This window comes from Variovorax boronicumulans (assembly GCF_029892485.1).
Classification (GTDB): Bacteria; Pseudomonadota; Gammaproteobacteria; order Burkholderiales; family Burkholderiaceae_C; genus Variovorax; species Variovorax boronicumulans_B.
In genome coordinates, this window is record NZ_JARXVG010000010.1 from 1 (window position 1) to 19031 (window position 19031).

At 67.3% G+C, this 19031-nt stretch carries 14 protein-coding genes; 5 read left to right on the plus strand and 9 right to left on the minus strand.

Annotated features, from left to right (window positions below):
* Positions 1 to 165 precede the first annotated feature (165 nt).
* From tssH to tssA, 9 genes are all read right to left on the minus strand, one after another.
* Entirely contained in the window at positions 166 to 2919 is a 2754-nt protein-coding gene (gene tssH / locus M2282_RS21625) for a type VI secretion system ATPase TssH (protein WP_280810825.1), read from the minus strand.
* Positions 2916 to 4112 carry a type VI secretion system baseplate subunit TssG gene (gene tssG / locus M2282_RS21630; protein ID WP_280810826.1) on the minus strand — a complete coding sequence of 399 codons (1197 nt, stop codon included), beginning with the start codon at positions 4110 to 4112 and terminating at the stop codon, positions 2916 to 2918. Before tssG ends, tssH begins: the two co-directional genes overlap by 4 nt.
* A complete protein-coding gene (gene tssF / locus M2282_RS21635; RefSeq protein WP_280810827.1) occupies positions 4109 to 5989 on the minus strand; it encodes a type VI secretion system baseplate subunit TssF in 1881 nt (626 codons plus the stop codon). The genes tssG and tssF overlap by 4 nt, the downstream gene beginning before the upstream one ends.
* The gene (gene tssE / locus M2282_RS21640; RefSeq protein ID WP_280811067.1) at positions 5989 to 6516 is read right to left on the minus strand and encodes a type VI secretion system baseplate subunit TssE; all 528 of its coding nucleotides are present in this window, start codon (positions 6514 to 6516) and stop codon (positions 5989 to 5991) included. Before tssE ends, tssF begins: the two co-directional genes overlap by 1 nt.
* Before the next feature lie 29 nt (positions 6517 to 6545).
* A complete protein-coding gene (locus M2282_RS21645) occupies positions 6546 to 7409 on the minus strand; it encodes a type VI secretion system accessory protein TagJ (protein ID WP_280810828.1) in 864 nt (287 codons plus the stop codon).
* A gap of 142 nt (positions 7410 to 7551) precedes the next feature.
* Positions 7552 to 8034, minus strand: a complete 483-nt coding sequence (locus M2282_RS21650; protein ID WP_280810829.1) for an Hcp family type VI secretion system effector — start codon at positions 8032 to 8034, stop codon at positions 7552 to 7554.
* Positions 8035 to 8079: 45 nt separating this feature from the next.
* Positions 8080 to 9588, minus strand: a complete 1509-nt coding sequence (tssC, locus tag M2282_RS21655) for a type VI secretion system contractile sheath large subunit (protein WP_280810831.1) — start codon at positions 9586 to 9588, stop codon at positions 8080 to 8082.
* 45 nt (positions 9589 to 9633) lie between these two features.
* Entirely contained in the window at positions 9634 to 10206 is a 573-nt protein-coding gene (gene tssB / locus M2282_RS21660; protein WP_280810832.1) for a type VI secretion system contractile sheath small subunit, read from the minus strand.
* Positions 10207 to 10294: 88 nt separating this feature from the next.
* A complete protein-coding gene (gene tssA, locus M2282_RS21665; protein WP_432422925.1) occupies positions 10295 to 11389 on the minus strand; it encodes a type VI secretion system protein TssA in 1095 nt (364 codons plus the stop codon).
* Between the two features lie 342 nt (positions 11390 to 11731).
* Here tssA and M2282_RS21670 point away from each other — a divergent pair, with 342 nt between their 5' ends.
* From M2282_RS21670 to M2282_RS21690, 5 genes are read left to right on the plus strand one after another with little or no spacing between them, the layout of a single operon-like run.
* Positions 11732 to 14077, plus strand: a complete 2346-nt coding sequence (locus M2282_RS21670) for a type VI secretion system Vgr family protein (protein WP_280810835.1) — start codon at positions 11732 to 11734, stop codon at positions 14075 to 14077.
* Entirely contained in the window at positions 14067 to 14504 is a 438-nt protein-coding gene (locus M2282_RS21675; RefSeq protein WP_280810836.1) for a hypothetical protein, read from the plus strand. Before M2282_RS21670 ends, M2282_RS21675 begins: the two co-directional genes overlap by 11 nt.
* Positions 14505 to 14517: 13 nt before the next feature.
* Positions 14518 to 17175, plus strand: a complete 2658-nt coding sequence (locus M2282_RS21680) for a DUF2169 family type VI secretion system accessory protein (RefSeq protein ID WP_280810837.1) — start codon at positions 14518 to 14520, stop codon at positions 17173 to 17175.
* The gene (locus tag M2282_RS21685) at positions 17172 to 18296 is read left to right on the plus strand and encodes a pentapeptide repeat-containing protein (RefSeq protein WP_280810838.1); all 1125 of its coding nucleotides are present in this window, start codon (positions 17172 to 17174) and stop codon (positions 18294 to 18296) included. The genes M2282_RS21680 and M2282_RS21685 overlap by 4 nt, the downstream gene beginning before the upstream one ends.
* Positions 18293 to 19003 carry a DUF3540 domain-containing protein gene (locus M2282_RS21690; protein WP_280810839.1) on the plus strand — a complete coding sequence of 237 codons (711 nt, stop codon included), beginning with the start codon at positions 18293 to 18295 and terminating at the stop codon, positions 19001 to 19003. The genes M2282_RS21685 and M2282_RS21690 overlap by 4 nt, the downstream gene beginning before the upstream one ends.
* Positions 19004 to 19031 lie beyond the last annotated feature (28 nt).

Genomic DNA, 19031 nt, shown 5'->3' on the forward strand with positions numbered 1-19031 from the left:
TTCAGGTCGATGGCCGCATCGGGGCTCAGCAGGTCGACCTCGAACTCGAACAGCTGCGACAAGCCCTCGGTGCCGCGCATCGAGCGAAACTTCAGTTGCTCTTCGCCCAAGGGGGTGTGAGCCTTCACGACTCTGCTGGTCATGCTGGGTCTCCTTGCTCTGGTGTCACTCGGCAAACTCGTAGTGGAAGTCGTCTCCAGCGGCAGAGAGCCTCACGCCCTTGAGCTTGCGCGCACTGACGGTGGCGCCGATGACTTCCTCGCTCAATCGGGGCAGGATGGTGTGCGTGAGGATCGCATCGATCATCCGGCCGCCCGACTCTATGGCGGTACAGCGGCGCGCCACGAGTTCGACGGCGCTGTCGTTGTAATCCAAAGCAATCCCGTGGTTCGCCGCGAGCCGCGCCGCGATGCGGTCGAGCTGCAGACGGATGATGCGATGCAACGCATCGGCCTGCAACGGGTAATAAGGCACTACAACCAGGCGCCCGAGCAGCGCGGGCGCGAACACCTTGAGCAGCGGTTCGCGCAGCGCCGCAGCCAGCGGCTCGGGGTCGGGGCGCAGGGTCGGGTCTTCGCACAGCTGCATGACCAGGTCGGTGCCGACGTTGGAGGTCATGATGATCACGGTGTTGCGAAAGTCGATGTGGCGGCCTTCGCCGTCTTCCATCCAGCCCTTGTCGAACACCTGGAAAAAGATCTCGTGCACATCGGTGTGCGCCTTCTCGATCTCGTCGAGCAGCACCACGCTGTAGGGCCGGCGGCGCACGGCCTCGGTGAGCACGCCGCCTTCGCCATAACCCACGTAGCCGGGCGGCGCGCCCTTGAGCGTGGAGACGGTGTGCGACTCCTGGAACTCGCTCATGTTGATGGTCACGAGGTTCTGCTCGCCGCCGTACAACGCCTCTGAAAGTGCCAACGCGGTCTCGGTCTTGCCGACACCTGAAGGGCCGCACAGGAGGAACACGCCCACGGGCTTGTTGGGGTTGTCCAGCCGCGCGCGCGCGGTGCGGATGCGCCGCGAGATGGTCTCCAGCGCATCGGGCTGGGCCACCACGCGGGCCGAGAGAATCTCGCCCAGGCGCAGCACCGACTGCGCATCGTCGCGCACCATGCGGCCGATGGGAATGCCGGTCCAGTCGGCCACCACGGTGGCGATGGCCTGCGCATCGACGGCCGCGAGGATGAGCGGCGATTCGCCCTGCAGCTGCACGAGCTTGTCCTGCGCTTCGTCGAGCTCGGCGCGAATTTCTTCGGGCGTGCGTTCGGGTTCGGCGGGCTCGGCAGATTCGGCAAGGGCCTGCGGTGCTTCACCGACCGGATCGGCGTCCTCTTCGGTTGCAACTTCGGCCTCGGCTTCAGCCTGCACCGGCACCGCCGCGGGCGACAGCAGCTTGCGCAGCGCCACGATGCGCTCGACCAGCGCGCTCTCTTCCAGCCGCCGCTGCTCCAGCAGATCGAGTTCGGCCTGCGCGGCGGCCACCTGGGCCGCGATGTCTTCGACGCGCTGGTGCTCGCCCACGCCGATCGCCGCCTCGCGCCCCGCGATACCCGACTCGATGCCCAGCACCTCGATGCGCCGCTGCAGGTCTTCCAGCGCGGCCGGCAGCGCATGCTGGCTCAGCGCCACGCGCGCGCATGCCGTGTCGAGCAGGCTCACCGCCTTGTCGGGCAACTGCCGCGCGGGAATGTAGCGGTGCGACAGGCTCACGGCCGCTTCGAGCGCGGCATCGAGGATGAGCACGCCGTGGTGCTTCTCCAGCTCCGCCGAGATGCCGCGCAGCATGATCACCGCCTTGGGCTCGGTGGGTTCGTGCACCTGGATCGTCTGGAAGCGCCGCGTGAGCGCCGGGTCTTTCTCGATGTACTTCTTGTACTCCGACCACGTCGTCGCGCCGATGGTGCGCAGCCGCCCGCGCGCGAGTGCGGGCTTCAACAAGTTGGCCGCATCGCCGGTGCCGGCGGTGCCGCCCGCGCCGACCAGCGTGTGCACTTCGTCGACGAAGAGCACGATGGGCTTGGGGCTCTTCTCGACCTCGTCGATCACCTGGCGCAGCCGCTGTTCGAACTCGCCCTTCACGCCCGCGCCGGCCTGCAGCAGCGTGGGGTCCAGCACCCACAGCGACACGTCCTTGAGCGAAGGCGGCACATCGCCCGAGGCCAGCCGCGAAGCGAGGCCCTCCACCACCGCAGTCTTGCCAACGCCGGCCTCGCCGGTGAGCAGCGGATTGTTCTGGCGGCGGCGCATCAGGATGTCGATGATCTGGCGGATCTCCTCGTCGCGGCCATACACCGGATCGAGCTCGCCCGCACGCGCCTTGGCCGTGAGGTCGCTCGCGTACTTCGCGAGCGCCGAGCCGCCGGCCGGTGCGCCATCGCCCTGGTGCTGCACGGCCGTCGCACCGCCGCCCGGGCCCGCGTCCGGCGCGGCGTCGTAGTCGTCTTCCGGTGAGCCTTCGGTCCATGCGGAGAGCTGTGCGATCAGCACGTCGGGCACGATCTTGTCGAACTCGCGCGAGATGCCCGAGAGCACCTGGCGCAGCCCCGGCGTCTTGACGATGCCGGCCAGCAGATACGCGCCGCGGATCGAGGTGGCCTCGAAGCGCAGGCTCGCATACACCCAGGCGCGTTCGACGGCGTTGTCCACGTGCTCGGAGATGTCGCTGATCGACGTCGCGCCATGCGGCAGGCGGTCGAGCGCGCGCACGAGGTCCTGCTCCACCGCATCCAGGTTGAGCCCCGCGCGCCTGACGATGCGCAGCATGTCGCTGTCCTGCAACTGCAGGATCTGGTGCAGCCAGTGCACCAGCTCGACATAGGCATTGCCGCGCAGCTTGGCGAAGGCGGTGGCTGTTTCCAATGCCTTGTAGAGCATCGGGTTCAGCTTGGAGAAAAGAGAGACGCGGCGGATGTCGGTCATAGGGCCATGGAAGATGCGGACTTGGCAGGCCCATCGGCCGCCGACGCGTTGCGGGGATACAGCGCCTCGGGCTCGAACAGCATGTCGCCGGCGTCGGTGTCCGACAGGCGCGTGCCGACCCAGCTGCCCCAGCCAAGGCGCTGGTCGCTGCCCAGTTGCATGCCGCGCGCCTCCTCTTTCCTGAGCACGAGCCGCAGCTCCCAGGCGAACTCGATGCCGACGTACTGCCGCACCCAGTCGACCACTTGCTGCAGCCGCCGGCTGCCCGGCAGGAATTCGCGGAATTGCTGCTGCGACAGCGGCCCGAGCTCGAGGCGGAACTTGCTCTGCGCATCGCGCACCGCCAGGCCGATGGTCGCGCCGGCGCCGAGCTGGTGGTTGCGTCCGAAGAGACCGAGCCGGCTCACCTGGCGCTCGTCGATCATCACCCAGTCGCTCACGAATTCCTCGATGCGCACGGGCACGTCGAAGTACAGCCGCAGGATCTGGATCAGCCCCTCGGGGTTGCGCGTCTGGCGCACGAGGTGGCCCGCCATGAAGGTGCGCGCATGGTCGGCGATGCGGTCGCGCTCTTTCAGGCCCGGCTGCCCCATGTTCATGAGGCTCGCCACGTAGTCGACGAAGCGGTGGCCGTCGGGGCGGTCCAGGCTGTTGACCGACTGCGCATCGGCCCATGCGCGATAGAACAGCAGGATCAGCCGATGATGGAACAGGTCGGCGAAGGCGCTGAGTGTGTGGTCGTTGTGGTGGCGCTTGCGTTCACGCGCGTACTCGGTCAGGTGCAGCGGCAACGGACCGTTGGGGCCGAACAGGCCGAAGCCGTAGATCGAGATGCGCGGCGGCCCGTCGCCATCGACATCGACGCCCGACACGTTCGATGGCGCGAAGGCCATCGAGGGCTCCTGCCCGAGGCGCAGCGGCTCGTCCGAAGGGCGGGGTGCGCGGCCCAGCAAGGGATGGTTGCCTTGAGCATCGAGCCTGCGCAGCAGCATGAACAGGTCGTGCTCGAAAGGCTGGTCGACCAGGCCTGCCCACAGCGCGGGATCTGCCAGCAGCGCATCGCGCCGGCCCGTCGCTGCAATCGCCGGCGTCTCGTGGCCGGTGGGTTCATCGAAGGAATGCACCTCGAACACGTCCTCGCCCTCGGCCTGCGCGGCCTGCTGCATTCCGTCGGAGAAGCCGGCTGCGCTCATACGGCGGGGCGGCGTCCGACCCGAGGGGTCCAGCGCGCGATTTCGCCACGCTGCAGGCTGGAGAGCGCGAACTCGGTGAAGGCGTTGAGCGAGACGTGGCGGCTGAAGAACTGTTCCAGCACCGCGCCGAAAAGGTACGGGCTCGCACCGGAGAACGCGACCTCGTCGATCTTGAGCGCCACCTCCACGCCGCGTCCGAAGACGATGGGCCCCGGCTCGGGCAGGCGGCGGAACACCGGCGCGAGCGCCATCGACCGCACGCCCTGGATCTGGCGGCGCACGGCGGGGTCGGCGAGGTTGCCGTAGAGGTCGAGCATCTCGCGCAGCGCTGCGGCGCCCTGCGCGGCATCGACGTCGGTCAGGCTCAGGTAGTTGAGGCCCAGGTGGCTGATGAGGCGCCAGGTGAGCGCGCCCTCGGCCAGCGCCGGGTAGGGCCGCGACGGGCCGCGCAGGATGCGGATCGAACGCACGGGCGCAGAGATGCGCAGCGTGAAGTCCGACTCGAGCCCCGTGGGCAGCAGCAGCGGCAGGTCGCGGTTGGTGCACAGCGCATCGAGCGTGATGTGCCGCAGGCTGTGCGGAAAGGGCGCGTCGTGCTGGTCGACCAGCGACACGTAGACCTCGCTGCCGGTGTAGCTGGTGCGCGTGCCCTGCGCGCGTGCGCGGTCGGACACCAGGCGCGGTTCGCGGCGCAGCGAGAAGTAGGCGCCGAAGTCGCCGTCGTCGGTCGCGAACGAGCCCAGGAAGGGGCGGAACTCGCGCTCTTCCGAGCCGTTGGCCATGTGGCCGGTGACGCGCTCGACGGTGAAGATCTCGAAGTCGCGCGGGCGCGTGCGGTCGATCACCGCATGGTGCTCGTGCTGGCCCGGGCCGACCGGAATGCGGTCGCTGCGGCGCGGCACGAGGTTGATGATGGGCGTGCAGAAGAGCGAGAAATGCTTGGCATCGACCAGGCGCTCCAGGTCGGCGTCGGCGCGGTCCAGCAGGATCACGATTTCCATCGTGTTGCCGCTCATGGCCGCGGCCGCGGCGCGCAGGTTCTTCACGCTGAAGAACAGGTAGCGTTCGGGAAACGCGAAGTACTCGTGCAGCAGCCGGTAGCCCTGGAACGAGCGCGCGTCGTAGGGCAGCAGCGCCTGGTCGGGGTCGAAGCCTTCGTGGCGGATGGCCTCGTCGCCCAGCGGCACGATGCGCGAGGCCCCGTCTTGGGCACCCGGGCCGCTGCGGCACACGGTGCCCACGCTGTGGTGCGCCACCAGTTCGAGCACGCGCAGCGCATGCAGCTCGGCGCCGGAGAGAAAGAACTCCAGCCGGTCGAGCGGCATGTCGGAAAACAGGGCGCCGCCCACCGCTTCGAGCTTGATGGTGATCGCGCTCTTGGCCTGCCGCGCCACCATCGGCATCGCATGGCCGATCTCCGCGGGCACCGGGCCGATGCCGGCCTCAGCGATCCTGATGGGCCACAACGTGACGGCGTGGCCGGTGCGGAACTCGCAGGCCGTCTGCTCGCCCTTGATCATGCGGCCGCGCAGGATGGTGTGGCGCGGCAGTTCGTAGCCCGCCTTGAGCGAACCTTCGTTGAGGTTGCCGTCGATCTGCACCACCGCCATCGCGGGCAACGGCGCGAGGAAGTTGGGGTACACCACCTCCAACAGGCGCTGCGAGAAGCGCGGGAACTCCGCATCCATCTTGAGCTGGATGCGCGCCGTGAGAAAGCTGAAGCCTTCGAGCAGGCGCTCCACGTAGGGGTCGCTGACCTCGATGCCGCGCATGCCCAGGCGGCCTGCGATCTTGGGATAGCGCTGCGCGAACTCGGCCCCGAGCTCGTGCATGTAGGTGAGCTCGCGGTTGTAGTAGTCGAGAAGGCGCGCGTCCATCAGAGCCCTCCCGTCGGCCGCAGGATCATGTGGCCGCTTTCCAGATCGAGCTCCGAGCGCAGGATGAATTCGATGGGGTACGGCACCGACCACAGCGTGCCGCGGATCTCCAGCGCGAGCAGATTGTGGTGTTCGAGGTCGGTCGCATCGGTCACGCAGCGCACGTCGATGCTGTCCTTCATGATGCGCGGCTCGAAGTCGATGATCGAGGCGCGGATGGCGGCCTCGACGTCCGCGAAGTCCACCTCCGACATGCGACCGCCGGCCCAGCCGCGCACGCCGTAGTTGACGACCGAGCGCCGCGCGCGCGGCATGGCGTTGATGCCGTGCTCGGCGCCGAAATTGGTGGTGTTGAGCAGCCACTGCAGATCGCGCAGCACCGAGTCGCGCAGGAGCTTGCCGCTCATGAGGAAGCTGCCCGCGCGCTCCTGCCGGCTCTGCGGCTGCTTGTCGGTCAGGCGATCGAGCAGCACGGGCTGCAGGCGGTCGCGTGCGACGCTTTCCTGCGGATCGCCGTCGGCATCCATGGCCGCGCGGCTGGCGGGCAGCGTGGTGCTCACGGCGCCGCCTCTTCCACGTCGAATTCGACGAGCCGCACATCGAGCAGCGAATGGTCGCCGGCCTCGCTGATGAGCGTGCGCTGGCCGACGCCCGCGTACTGCTCTTCGCCGGCCAGCGGCAGCCAGTCGGTGCGGCGGCCCAGCGTGGTTTCGTCGTCGAGCCCGTCGAGCTTGCCCGGGTAGCGCACCGGCACCAGGCCGTTGAGCCCGCGGCCGTCGCGCAGCACGATCTCGGCCGGCGCCCACAGCAGGTCGACCAGGTGCTGAGGGCGCTTGAACTTGAGGCGGCGCACCGCATGCAGCGGCAGCCACGCATAGCCCGAAGGCGTGAGCAGTTCCAGCACGGCGCCGATACGCACATCGCCGTCGCAGAGCCAGGCGAATCCGGCGGTCTCGACCGGCTCGCCGTCGAGGGCCTGCGCGGCGCGCGAATCGGAGCGGTCGACAACGCTCAGCGTGCCTTGCAACGCGGGCGCGTCCTGCCGCGCCGCTTCGCGCAATGCAGCCGCTTCGTCAGCCTGTTCGGGCGGCAGCGCCACCGCGGCGATCAGCCCGTCGATCCAGCCGGCCTGGCCGGCAACGACGGCCGGCGCGCGGCCGCCATTCCAGAATTCGGTGCGGTGGCGCTCGGCCGCCAGCGCCATCGCGCAGGTGGCGCTCGCCGGCGCGAAAGAGGGATCGATCTTCGCGGCGAGCTTGAGTTGGTCTTCAGCCCGTTGCCATTCGCCGCGCAGCGCGAGGAAGTGGCACAGGGCAAGGCGCAGGCTGGCGTTCTGGGGGCTCGCGCGGATCTGCCGCTGCACCCATTCGGTGTGCTCGGCCACGGAGCGCTCGCCCAGCACTGCAAACCCATCTCCCATGAAGCTTCCTCATTGACTGGCTCGCGCACGACGCGTGCGTCGTGCGGTGGTGATCGATCCTCGGCCGGAAGGCGGGCCTTCTGTGCATCGGCGCGCGAGTTGCTCGCGCGGCCCGCCTCCGGCATGACGGCAACAGGAAGGCTCAGCCCTCCTTGTTTTCCTTGAGGTTCCAGGCCAGCACCGTCTCGGCGCCCTTGCCGCCCTTGTCGGTCTGCTCCCAGTACTGCTGCTTGACCTTGGCGGCCTGGAATGCGAACTGCACCAGCACCGCGTCGCCGCCCTGCTCGGCCGTGTACTGCACCGAGGTGACCAGCACTTCCTCGAGCGTGACGCGCGTGTATTCGATCTGCGTGCCGCCGGCCTTGCACAGCGACACCTCGACCTTGCTCAGGTGCTTGCCGCTTGCGCAGTTCTTCAAGATGGAAGGCGCCGCCTTGTCGATGCGCGCGAGCACCTGCAGGTCGTTGAAGCTCGCCTTGCCCACACCGCCGCCGCCGCCGCTGACCATGTTTCCAGGCTGCGTTGCACCCCACGCGAACGACTTGATATCGCTCCAGTCCTTGTGGTTCGAGTCCTTGGATTCGCCGTTCGCGCCCTCGACGCGCATGAACATGTCTACTGCCATGATTAACCCCCAAAGTTATTTGCGCCCTCGTGGAGCACCGTTGATTTAGCTGCTGTCCTTCTTGTTGGACGGCAGCTTCGAAACCAGCCGCAGGGAAACCGTCAGCCCTTCGAGCTGATAGTGCGGCCGGAGAAAAAACTTGGCGGCGTAGTAGCCGGGGTTGTCCTCGATGGCTTCCACCTGGACCTCCGCCGCCGCCAGCGGCTTCATTGCCTTCGTGTCCTGCGACGACGTGCCGGGGCTGCCGTCCACGTAGTTCATGATCCAGTCGTTGAGCCAGCGCTCCATGTCCTCGCGCTCCCGGAACGAACCGATCTTGTCCCGCACGATGCACTTGAGGTAGTGCGCGAAACGGCAGCATGCGAACAGGTACGGCAGGCGCGCCGCAAGGTTCGCGTTGGCCGTGGCGTCGGCGTCGTAGTACTCGGCCGGCTGCTGCAGCGACTGCGCGCCGATGAAGGCCGCGAAGTCGGAGTTCTTGCGGTGCACCAGCGGCATGAAGCCGTTCTTGGCGAGCTCGGCCTCGCGCCGGTCGCTGATGGCGATCTCGGTGGGGCACTTCATGTCCACGCCGCCGTCGTCGGTGGGGAAGGTGTGGGTGGGCAGGTTCTCCACCGCGCCGCCCGATTCCACGCCGCGGATCGAGGTGCACCAGCCGTACTGCTTGAACGAACGGTTGATGTTCACGCCCATCGCATAGGCCGAGTTGGCCCAGGTGTAGCGGGTGTGCGCGGCCGAATCGGTTTCTTCCTCGAACTCGAATTCGTCGACCGGGTTGGTGCGCGCGCCATACGGCAGGCGCGCCAGGAAGCGGGGCATGGCCAGGCCGATGTAGCGCGCGTCTTCCGATTCGCGCAACGAACGCCATGCGGTGTGCTCGGTGTTCTGGAAGATCTTGGTGAGGTCGCGCGGGTTCGACAGCTCCTGCCACGAATCCATCTGCATCACGGTGGGCGATGCGCCGGCGATGAAGGGGCAATGCGCGGCCGCGGCGATCTTGGCCATCTCGCCGAGCATCTCGACATCGGGCGGGCTGTGGTCGAAGTGGAAGTCGCCGATCAGCGCGCCGAAGGGCTCGCCACCGAACTGGCCGTACTCGGCCTCGTAGACCTTCTTGAACAGCGGGCTCTGGTCCCAGCCGATGCCCTTGTGGCGCTTGAGCGAACGCGCCACTTCGCGCTTGGAGGCGCACATCACGCGGATCTTGAGCTGCTCGTCGGTCTCGGTGTTGTTCACCAGGTAGTGCAGGCCGCGCCATGCGCCTTCGAGTTGCTGGAAGTCCTCGTGGTGCAGGATCTGGTTGATCTGCTCGGAGAGCTTGCGGTCGATCTCGGTGATGATGCCCTGAACAGTGCGATAGGCATCGTTGGAGATGGTGACCGTGCTCTCCAGCGCCTGCACGGCGAGCGTCTTGACGGCGTTCTGCACCGCCTCGCGCGCCTGCTCGGTCTTGGGTTTGAACTCGCGCTGCAGGAGGTCGGAGAACTCGTTCGGCGCGAGCGCCTCGATCGTGGTGGCCTGCGCGCGCGCTGTCTGTTTCGGTGCGGTGCTCATGGGTGGAGATCCTGTCGGCTTGCTGTGCGTTGTCTGGCTTTGCGCTTACTCGGGAGAACCGCCGGGCGCATGGCCCGCTTTTTCATTCGCCGCATCGACCGCCTTGGCTACCGCGGTGTTGGGCGCGGAGGCGAGCGACTTGAGCAGCGCAGGGTTCTGCAGCGCCTGCGCGATCAGTTGCTCGGCGCCGTTCTTGCCGTCCATGTACGAGAGCAGGTTCGACAGTTCGGTGCGTGCCGCGAGCAGTTGCTGCAGCGCACCCACCTGGCCCGCGATGCGCGCGGGCGAGAAGTCGTCCATGGTGTCGAAGGTGATGTCGACATTCATCTGGCCCTCGCCCGTGAGCGTGTTGGGCACCTGGAACGCCACGCGCGGCTTGATGGCCTTCATGCGGTCGTCGAAGTTGTCGATGTCCACTTCCATGAAATCGCGCTCGGCCAGATCGGGCATCGGGTCCATCTGCTTGCCCGCGAGGTCGGCGATCACGCCCATCACGAAGGGCAGCTGGATCTTGCGTTCGCTGCCGTAGATCTCGACGTCGTACTCGATCTGCACACGCGGTGCCCGGTTCCGCGCGATGAACTTCTGACCACTGTTTCTGACACGGTTGTCTGCCATAAGCTTCCTCTTGAAACTGAACGCATGGGTCGGACCTGGCTGTCTGTCCTGCTGGCTTCGGGCACCCGGCATCGGCGGCGATGGCCGCCTATTCCGGGGAGGCCCCGCCGTTCAACGGCCGTCCGGCCAGGCTCTCTATCTTTTGCAATCCCTCGGGCACAAGCTCTTCGATGATCTGGAAGAAGTTGAGGTCCAGGAGTCTTTGCGCTCGCCGTATCAGCATGGGCGCCGGATGACTGGGCTCCGTGCGTTCCATGTACTGGCAAGCCTTCTCCAACAGCACCTGCACATCATCGCGACTGGATATTTCAATCTCTTTAATACCGGGTGCGCGTAGGCCTGCGCCGCCACTTGCAGTGCCTGCGGCCACGGCCTGCGCGCTCGAAAAAGGCTGCGCAGCGCCTTGTGCATTCACGTCGCTTACCTGCGGAAGGCTTGCCACCGGATCGGGCCGTGCCTGCTCGGGCAGCAACTGCATCACGGTGCGAAGCGAGCGTTCGAGCCGGGAGAAATCCGGTGCCCAGCTCTGTCCCAGTGCGCGCTCGGAGGTCTCGCGAATGCGCTGTAGCAGTTCCAGTGCAGCGCGCAGGGCCAGCACCGCGGGCGTCGCCTTTTCGTGCGCGCGTCGTGCCGCTTCGCGCAACCGGCCGATACCGCCGGGGTAGTCGATCTGGTCGGCCTTGCTCGAATCGAGCAGGGCCTCGACCTGCCGCAGGCTCACCGACGAGCCACCATCGTCGAGCAGGCGCGCATCGCGCACGCTGCGTCCGAGCCCCTCGGTCTCGGCCAGCGCAGCCAGCGCGTTCATGCGCGGCAGCGGGTCTTCGAAACCATCGGCAACGACGCGCGGGTGCACGTCGTTCCAGAATTTCTGCAGCACCACATCGACCAGCCGGAGGCCGTCGACATAACCGGGGAGGCCGCGCGTCTCGGTCCATGCCAGGGTGAGCGGAACCAGCACCCGCAGGTCGCGCGTGCGTTCGCACAACTGCCTGGCGATGCGCTCCACGCGAGCCCAGTCGGGAGGTTCGGCCGGAATGATCGTTGCACCGAACTGTTGTTCCCGCTTACCCGTTGTCGCCTGTTGCAACGCCATGAAATCGGGGTCGTACTCCAGATCCTCACCGCACGGAAGCGGGCCTTCGACAGGCGACTGCAACAAATCGATCTCACTCTGCAACAACCGGCCCCCCTTGAATTAACCATCGTCAACACTTGTTATCTTGAGGGGAACAGGAGGCATGGTCAACCGCAACCGGATGCAACGCAGAGCGATGAAATCCAAAGAAGTACATCTTCTTTTAAACATCACACAGAAGGCTTACAACAAACTGCATGCAAAGGGCACGCGGCCGACAGCAAGGTGATGCCCGAGGCCAGCTGCAAGCGTGTCGCAAGGACTTCGCACGTTGCGTTACAGAGGTTGCGACAACGGTCACGTCATGCATATGACATACCGAATTTCTAGACTGGCCCCGAAGGCTTGCAATCGCAAAAAGCTCCAAAAGGGTCAGGGAAATTCCGAATGACGCGCACCGTCCAGGTTCACACCGCACTCAGTGCAGAGCAGCTCAAATTCCGCGCCATGCGCGGGCACGAGGGCCTCTCGCAACTGTTCGAGTTCGAGGTGGACATGGTCAGCACGAGCTTCAGCCTGGACCTGAAGACGCTGCTGGGTACCTCGCTCACCATCGAACTGCAGGACGGCGGCGCACCGCGTTTTCTCAACGGGACCGTGGTGCGCTTCGAACTCGTGGGCCGAGCCAACGAAACCGGCCGCCACTACATCTACCGTGCACTGGTTCAGCCCTGGCTCTGGTACCTCACGCGCACCACCGACTGCCGCATCTTCCAGAACAAGAGCGTGCCCGAGGTGCTCGACGACGTGTTGGGCAAATACGGCTTCCAGTTCGAGAAGCGCCTCACCGGCAGCTACCGCCCGTGGGAATACTGCGTGCAGTACCAGGAGAGCGACTTCGCCTTCGTGAGCCGCCTCATGGAGCACGAAGGCATCGCCTATCACTTCGAGCACAGCAACGGCGCGCACCTGCTGGTGCTGGCCGACGACGCCGGCGGCTACGGCAGCCTGCCGGGCCACGCCACCATTCCCTACCGTCCACGCGACCGCGTGGTCAACGTGATGGAGCCGTGCATCGACCGCTGGCGCATCTCCGAGCAGATCACCTCGGGCCGCGTGATGCTGGACGACTTCGACTTCAGGAAGTCGCGCGCCTCGCTGCAAAGCGTGCAGCAGGACCCCAAGGGCCATGAGCATTCCACCTACGAAGTCTATGAATGGCTGGGCGGCTACAGCGAGCACGGGCAGGGTGACGCGTACGCCAAGGTCCGCCTGCAGGAGCTGCAGTGCGCGCACGAGCTGGCCTCGGGACACACCAATGTGCTGGGCATGGCGCCGGGCTACCTGTTCGAGATGACGCACTGCCCGCGCGAAGCCGACAACCGCGAGTACCTCGTCACCGAGACGCGCTACGACCTGCAGGAGCCCGAGTACTCGAGCGGCGGCAGCGCGGAATCGGTGTGCGAGTTCGACTTCACGGTGCTGCCCTCCACCGTCGCCTACCGCCCCGCGCGCAAGACGCCCAAGCCGCGCACCAACGGCCCGCAGACCGCCACCGTCGTCGGCCCCGAAGAGATCTGGACCGACCGCTTTGGCCGCGTGAAGCTGCAGTTCCGCTGGGACCGCTACGGCCAGTCCGACGAGAACAGCTCCTGCTGGGTGCGCGTGTCCAGCAACTGGGCCGGCGCGAACTACGGCACCATGCACATGCCGCGCGTGGGCCAGGAAGTGATCGTCGATTTCATCGGCGGCGAACCCGACCGCCCCATCATCACCGGCCGCGTCTACAACAGCGACCAGATGCCGCCCTGGGAGCTGCCCGCCAACGCGACGGCCAGCGGCATCCTCACGCGATCGAGCACCGGCGGCGCGGCCAACCAGGCCAACATGCTGCGCTTCGAGGACAAGAGCGGTGCGGAGCAGATCCTGCTGCATGCCGAGCGCAACCTCGACGTGGAGGTGGAGGCCGACGAGACCCACACCACCGGCGGCACCCGCACCACCCTCATCAAGGGCCACGAGTCGGCCACCTACCGGAGCGGCGAAACGCGCGACATCACCGCGGGCGCGAAGGAAACCATCACCGGCGGCGACACGCGCAGCGTGACCGGCGGCTTCGGCGAGACCATCGGCGGCGGCGTGAACCAGACGATCTCGGGCGGCAAGACGCGCATGCTCAGCGGCGGGCTGAACGACACCATCAGCGGCGGCGTCAGGCTCGCCATCAGCGGCGGTTTCAACGGCACCATCGACGGGCAGGAGATCCGCTTCGTGAGCGCGGGCCGCAACGACACGATCAACACCTCGAACACGGTGCAGGTCAACGGCCCCTCGACCACCACGGTCACCGGCCCGACGGTGCACACCTCGCCGGACGTGACCTTCAACACCACCAACCACATCCACAACACGACGCAGCACGTCATCAACACGACGACCTACAACACGACGTCGACCACCTACAACAACCTGACGGTCAACTACACCAACAACTCCGCCACCTACATCAACAATTACGCCAAGAGCAGCGACTGGCGCCTGTTCCGCGCGGGCGGGGTGGGCTTTCGCATCAGCCTGGTGGGCATTTCGTTCGATGTGTGGGGCGCGCGCCTGCAGTACTACGCCGGGCTCAATGCGCAGATCGCGACCGTGAAGATCGACACGGCCGTCTTCTCTTTGAAGAACAAGCCGCTCGAAGTCAGCGCCAAGGGCCTGGCCATCGCGAACAAGGGCATGCTCATCGCCACCGGCGGCCTGGCCGCGAAGTTCAAGGTGCTGACCCTTGTGGTTTGAAACCCTGCTCTGGATCGTGTTCGCCGTCGTGATGAGCGCGGTGATCGTGACGGCCGTGTCGGTGGCGATCGTCGCCTCGCGCGAGAACCGCATCTATTCGGCCGAAGAGAAAACCTGGAAGCGCCTCGCGCAGCACGGCATTCCGGCGGAGGCCATCGTCGAATCGGTCAAGCGCTCCGAGCACGAACTCACGCGCGGCGGCTCGCAGGGACAGACGGTGCTGGCGGTCGAGATGTCGCTGAAAGTGTTCGACGGCGCGGGCGGCTCCAGCCCGGCCGTCGTGCGCACGCTGGTCGACGAAGCCCTGCTGCCGCAGTTCTGCATCGCGGGCACGCGGGTGCACCTGCTGCGCGATCCCGACGATGCATCCAGGCTGGCCATCGACCGCACGCGCACGCCGCTCGAAATCGCGCGCGCCGCGGGTTGATCCAGGCCGCACCGTGAAGACCGTCAAACCCCTGCGCCTGAGCATCATCACGCGCCCGTTCCTGCGCGCCGGCCACCAGCGGCTGGGCGTGACGGCCATGGGCATGGTCGCCATGGACGAAACGCCCGTGCTGCTGCCCGAGCCCGAGTTCTGGAAAGCCGTCTCCAACGAACTGGGCCCCACCGGCGTACTCGACCTCGGAATGCCCAAGGCCTGCGCCGAATTCCTCGCGACCGGCCATGCCTACACGCACCACCAGAAAGAAAAGACCGCCTGCGCCGTCGCGCTGAACGTCGGCGCGCTGAGCCGGCAGCTGGTGGTCTTCGGCGATCGCTTCTGGCTCGACGGCCGCGCGACCGCGCCACAGCCCTTCGAATCGATGCGCCTGGACTGGACGCGCGCCTTCGGCGGCCCCGCCTTTGCCGACAACCCGCTGGGCATCGGCCATGCGCCCGAACTGGTGAACGGACTGCTGGTGCGGCGGCTGCCCAACGTGGAGCATCCGCACCGCCGCATCGGTCATCCCTCTCGCCAGCCTGAGGCCGCTTGCTTCGGCGCGATGGACGTGAGCTGGCCCAGCCGCATGCGCCTGATCGGCAAGCACTACGACGCGCACTGGCGCGAGAACCTTTTTCCGGGCTTTTCGGAAGACATGGACTGGCACCTCTTCAACGCCGCATCGCCCGAGCAGCGCTGGCCGGGTCACGACCGCATTGCGGGCGGCACGCCGTACGAGGTGTGGAACATGCACCCCAACCTGCCGGTGCAGCGCGGCAGGTTGCCGGACTGGCGGGCGCGCGCCTTCATCGGACGCAAGACCGCCTCGGGCCAGGCCGAGCCCGAGCGATTCGAAGAGGTGCCGCTGCGGCTCACCACCACATGGTTCTTTCCGCACCTGGCGCAGATCGCGTTGATCTGGCACGGCGAGACCGCCATCGCCGAGGACGACGCGGCCGATGTCACGCACGTGATGCCCGCGATCGAGTCCGCCGCAGAGCCCGCGCACCCGCTCGAACACTACTTCGCGATCCTGCAGCGCCGCTGCGATCCCGAGACCGGCGGCCTCTACATGTTCCGCGACGACGAGCTGCTGCCCGCCGAAGCCATCGGCCCGTGGGTCGACCAGATGGAAGAGGAAGAGTCCGTGCTCGTGCGCAACATGCGCGAACGCGGCAACGCGCTGCGGCAAGACCTCACGCAGCAGGCCCTGGCCGCCGGCCACAAGCCGCGCCACTTCAAGGAACGCGCGCTGCCCGAGCCCTTCACGAAGATGCCCAAGCTCAACGAGCTGCCCGAGTTCATCCAGCGCACCAAGGTCTACGAGCGCGAACAACAACAGAAGCTCGACGCCGCGCGCCAAGAACTCGCGCAGATCGCCGAGGCCAACGCGGTGGAATCGCGCAAGGTGGGGTTCGACAGCGGCGCGCTCGTGGCCGATGCGAACCGCAGCCAGGCCAAGGGCCCGCCCACCTTCGATGCCAGGGCTTTGATGCAGGGCATGCTGGGCATCGCCCCGGCCACGCGCACCGCGCCCATGTCGCCGGCCCAGGAGGCGGACCTTGCGAAGACCGCCGAAATCGGCCGTCGCGGCCTGATCGACATGTACCGGCTCGGCGCGCAGCACCAGTCCGCTGCCGATGCGATGACCACCGAGCGCGCCGGTGAGACGCGCGCGCGTGTGCAGGCGCTCATGGCCACCACGCGCGACCTTTCGGGCATGGACCTGACGGGCGCCGACCTCTCGCACATGGACCTGCGCGGCGCGCGCCTGCAACGCACGCTGCTCGAAAGCGCGGATCTCTCGGGCGCACGGCTCGACGATGCCGACGCGACCGAAGCCGTGCTGGTCCGCGCGCGGCTGGCAGGCGCGTCGCTCGCCGGCTGCGTGCTGCACCGCGCCAACCTGAGCCTTGCGCACTGCGCGCACACCTCGTTCGCGCAGGCGCATTTCGATGAAACGACGATCGAGAAAACCCGCTTCGACGACTGCGATTTCTCGGACGCACGCCTCACGCACCTGAACCTCTTCGGCATGCACTTCCAGAACTGCCGCTTCGACCGCGCGCACTTCGACTACGTGACGCTGCTCGAACAGAGCCGGCTGCAGGACTGCAGCTTTCGCGCGGCGAGCCTGCACAAGTTCGGCCTGATCTCCTGCGTGGTCGAGCGGCTGGATTTTTCGCAGGCGAATCTCGAGGCCTGCGCCTGGGTCCACACCGTCGGCGACCACGGCATCGCCTTCACCGCTGCCACGCTGAAGACCACCTGCTTCGTCGGCACGAGCAGCCTGCGAACCATCGACCTGCAGGACGCCACGCTCATCCAGTGCAGCCTGCGCGACATGGTGCTCGACGGCGCGCGCCTGTCCCGCGCCACGCTGGACACCTGCGACTTCTCGGGCTGCAGCCTCGTGGGCGCGGACCTGGGCCTTGTGGATGCGCCCGAAAGCCTTTTCATCCGCGCCGACCTGACCCGTGCGTCGCTGCGCGGCGCCAACCTCATGAACGCAAGCCTCCAGAAAGCGACGCTCGCCGGCGTCGACCTGCGCGACGCCAACCTCTTTCGCGCCGATGTGTCGCAGGCGCTGATCGACACCGTCACCGAAACCCGCGGCGCCTACATCGAACAGGCCAAGACCGTCCCCCGGCGCGCGGCGGAACCGGCGCGATGACGCCGGACGCGTTGGCGCAGAAGGTTCGCGGCGGCGAGTTCATCAAGGGCCAGGATTTCAAGGGCATGCGCCTCGACCACCTCGACCTGCGCGGCGGCACCTTCGGCGAATGCGACTTCTCGCAGGCGAGCCTCGAAGGCGCGCAACTGGCCGAATCGATGTTCGACACCTGCCGCTTCGACGGCGCGCGGCTGGAGGCCGCCGACCTGCAGCGCGCGGCCTTCCACAAGTGCAGCCTGTCGCAGGCGAGCCTGCGGGGTGCAACGATGACGCGCGTGGCCTTCAGCGAGTCGACCCTGCAGGGCGCCGACTTCGGCGCGGCACGCCTGGACCTCGCAGCCTTTCACAAGAGCACGCTCGGTGCGGCGCGCTTCGACTGCGCCGACCTCACCAAGACGGTGTTCGGCGAATCGACACTGGACGGAGCGCACTTCGACGACGTGCGGCTCGACACCACCGTCTACTACCGCGCCGGGCTGCGCGGCGCGAGCTTCAAGGGCGCGAGCTTTCACAACGTGATCTTCAGCGAGGCCGACCTGGCGGGGCAGGATTTTTCGGCGCAGCAGTTCCACCTCTGTCAGTTCATCGACGCGGACCTTGCAGGCTGCAACTTCGACCGTGCGCGCCTCACGCAATGCAACTTCAAGGGCGCGAAGCTCGAACGCGCGGTGCTCACCGGCGTGCATGCGCCGCAGTGCCTGTTTCCGGAAGCGGACCTGCGCGGCGCCGACTGCCGCGGCGGACACTTCGCGCAGAGCATCTGGGTCGATGCGACGCTGGCCGACGCCGACCTGTCGGACACGCAGCTCGTGCAATGCGTGTTCCACCGCGCCCGCTGCAACGGCGCTTCGTTCGCGCGCAGCCAGCTGGTCTACGCGGACTTCTCTTACGCCGACCTCGGCGGCGCCGACATGCGCGGCGCCACCTTCCAGCGCACGCAACTGCATCGCGCCATCGAAACCGGCACGCGCTGGAGCGACCGCCTCGGCGTGCTCGACAGCGACCCCGCACTGTTCGAGGCCGAGCGCTTCTCGGCCGCCCGTGCCAGCCGTCCGCAACGCGCAGGCCGCGACACCTTCGGCCGGCCCTTGCCGCCCGACACCGAGGACATTGCCCCATGACCCACCGCGCCATCCGCGAACCCGCCCTGGCCCCGGCCGGCACCGCTGCCGGCGACGACTTGCGCTCCCCCGACATGCAGGCGTTGCTGCGCAAGCCGCTGCCCTCTTCCGCGACCGCCGTCGTCCCGTGGACGGGCAGCGCGCTGGGCACCGTGCTGCAACCGCTGGCGGACGGCGGCTTTCTCATCGCGCCGCAAGACGGCGGCGCCCCCTGGCATTGCCCGCGCGCCGCAAGTTGCCTGCTGCAACCGGGCACGGGCGACACCGTGCTGGTGGCCGGGCCGCATCGCGACCACCTCTACCTGATCGCGGTCGTCACGCAGGCGGATGCGAGCCAGTCGCACATCGTCGCCGATGGCGACCTCACCATCAGTTCGCGCCACGGACGCATCGCACTGGATGCACCCACGCTGACGCTGCAGGCGCAGAAGGCGCGCCTGGACATCGCCGACATGGACTACCGCGGCGCCGAAGTGCGCGTGACCGCGCTGGTCGCACGCTTCGTGGGCCGCACGCTGGAGACGGTGCTCGACCGGCTGAGCGTGCTCACGCGGTCGAGCTTTCGCCTGACCGAAGAGGTCGAGCAGGTTCGCGCGGGCCAGATCGACATGCAGGCGAGCGAAACGCTGCGGCTGCATGCGAAGAACACCCTTGTCACCAGCAAGGCGCTGGTCAAGGTCGACGCCGAACAGATCCACATGGGCTGACCGCCGCCACTCACCGACCACGGAACCG

Excerpts from the sequence above, each read along its gene's own strand:
- tssH (WP_280810825.1), bottom strand. The coding sequence starts at position 2,919 with ATGACCGACATCCGCCGCGTCTCTCTTTTCTCCAAGCTGAACCCGATG.
- tssG (WP_280810826.1), bottom strand. The coding sequence starts at position 4,112 with ATGAGCGCAGCCGGCTTCTCCGACGGAATGCAGCAGGCCGCGCAGGCC.
- tssF (WP_280810827.1), bottom strand. The coding sequence starts at position 5,989 with ATGGACGCGCGCCTTCTCGACTACTACAACCGCGAGCTCACCTACATG.
- tssE (WP_280811067.1), bottom strand. The coding sequence starts at position 6,516 with ATGGATGCCGACGGCGATCCGCAGGAAAGCGTCGCACGCGACCGCCTG.
- M2282_RS21645 (WP_280810828.1), bottom strand. The coding sequence starts at position 7,409 with ATGGGAGATGGGTTTGCAGTGCTGGGCGAGCGCTCCGTGGCCGAGCAC.
- M2282_RS21650 (WP_280810829.1), bottom strand. The coding sequence starts at position 8,034 with ATGGCAGTAGACATGTTCATGCGCGTCGAGGGCGCGAACGGCGAATCC.
- tssC (WP_280810831.1), bottom strand. The coding sequence starts at position 9,588 with ATGAGCACCGCACCGAAACAGACAGCGCGCGCGCAGGCCACCACGATC.
- tssB (WP_280810832.1), bottom strand. The coding sequence starts at position 10,206 with ATGGCAGACAACCGTGTCAGAAACAGTGGTCAGAAGTTCATCGCGCGG.
- M2282_RS21670 (WP_280810835.1), top strand. The coding sequence starts at position 11,732 with ATGACGCGCACCGTCCAGGTTCACACCGCACTCAGTGCAGAGCAGCTC.
- M2282_RS21685 (WP_280810838.1), top strand. The coding sequence starts at position 17,172 with ATGACGCCGGACGCGTTGGCGCAGAAGGTTCGCGGCGGCGAGTTCATC.
- M2282_RS21690 (WP_280810839.1), top strand. The coding sequence starts at position 18,293 with ATGACCCACCGCGCCATCCGCGAACCCGCCCTGGCCCCGGCCGGCACC.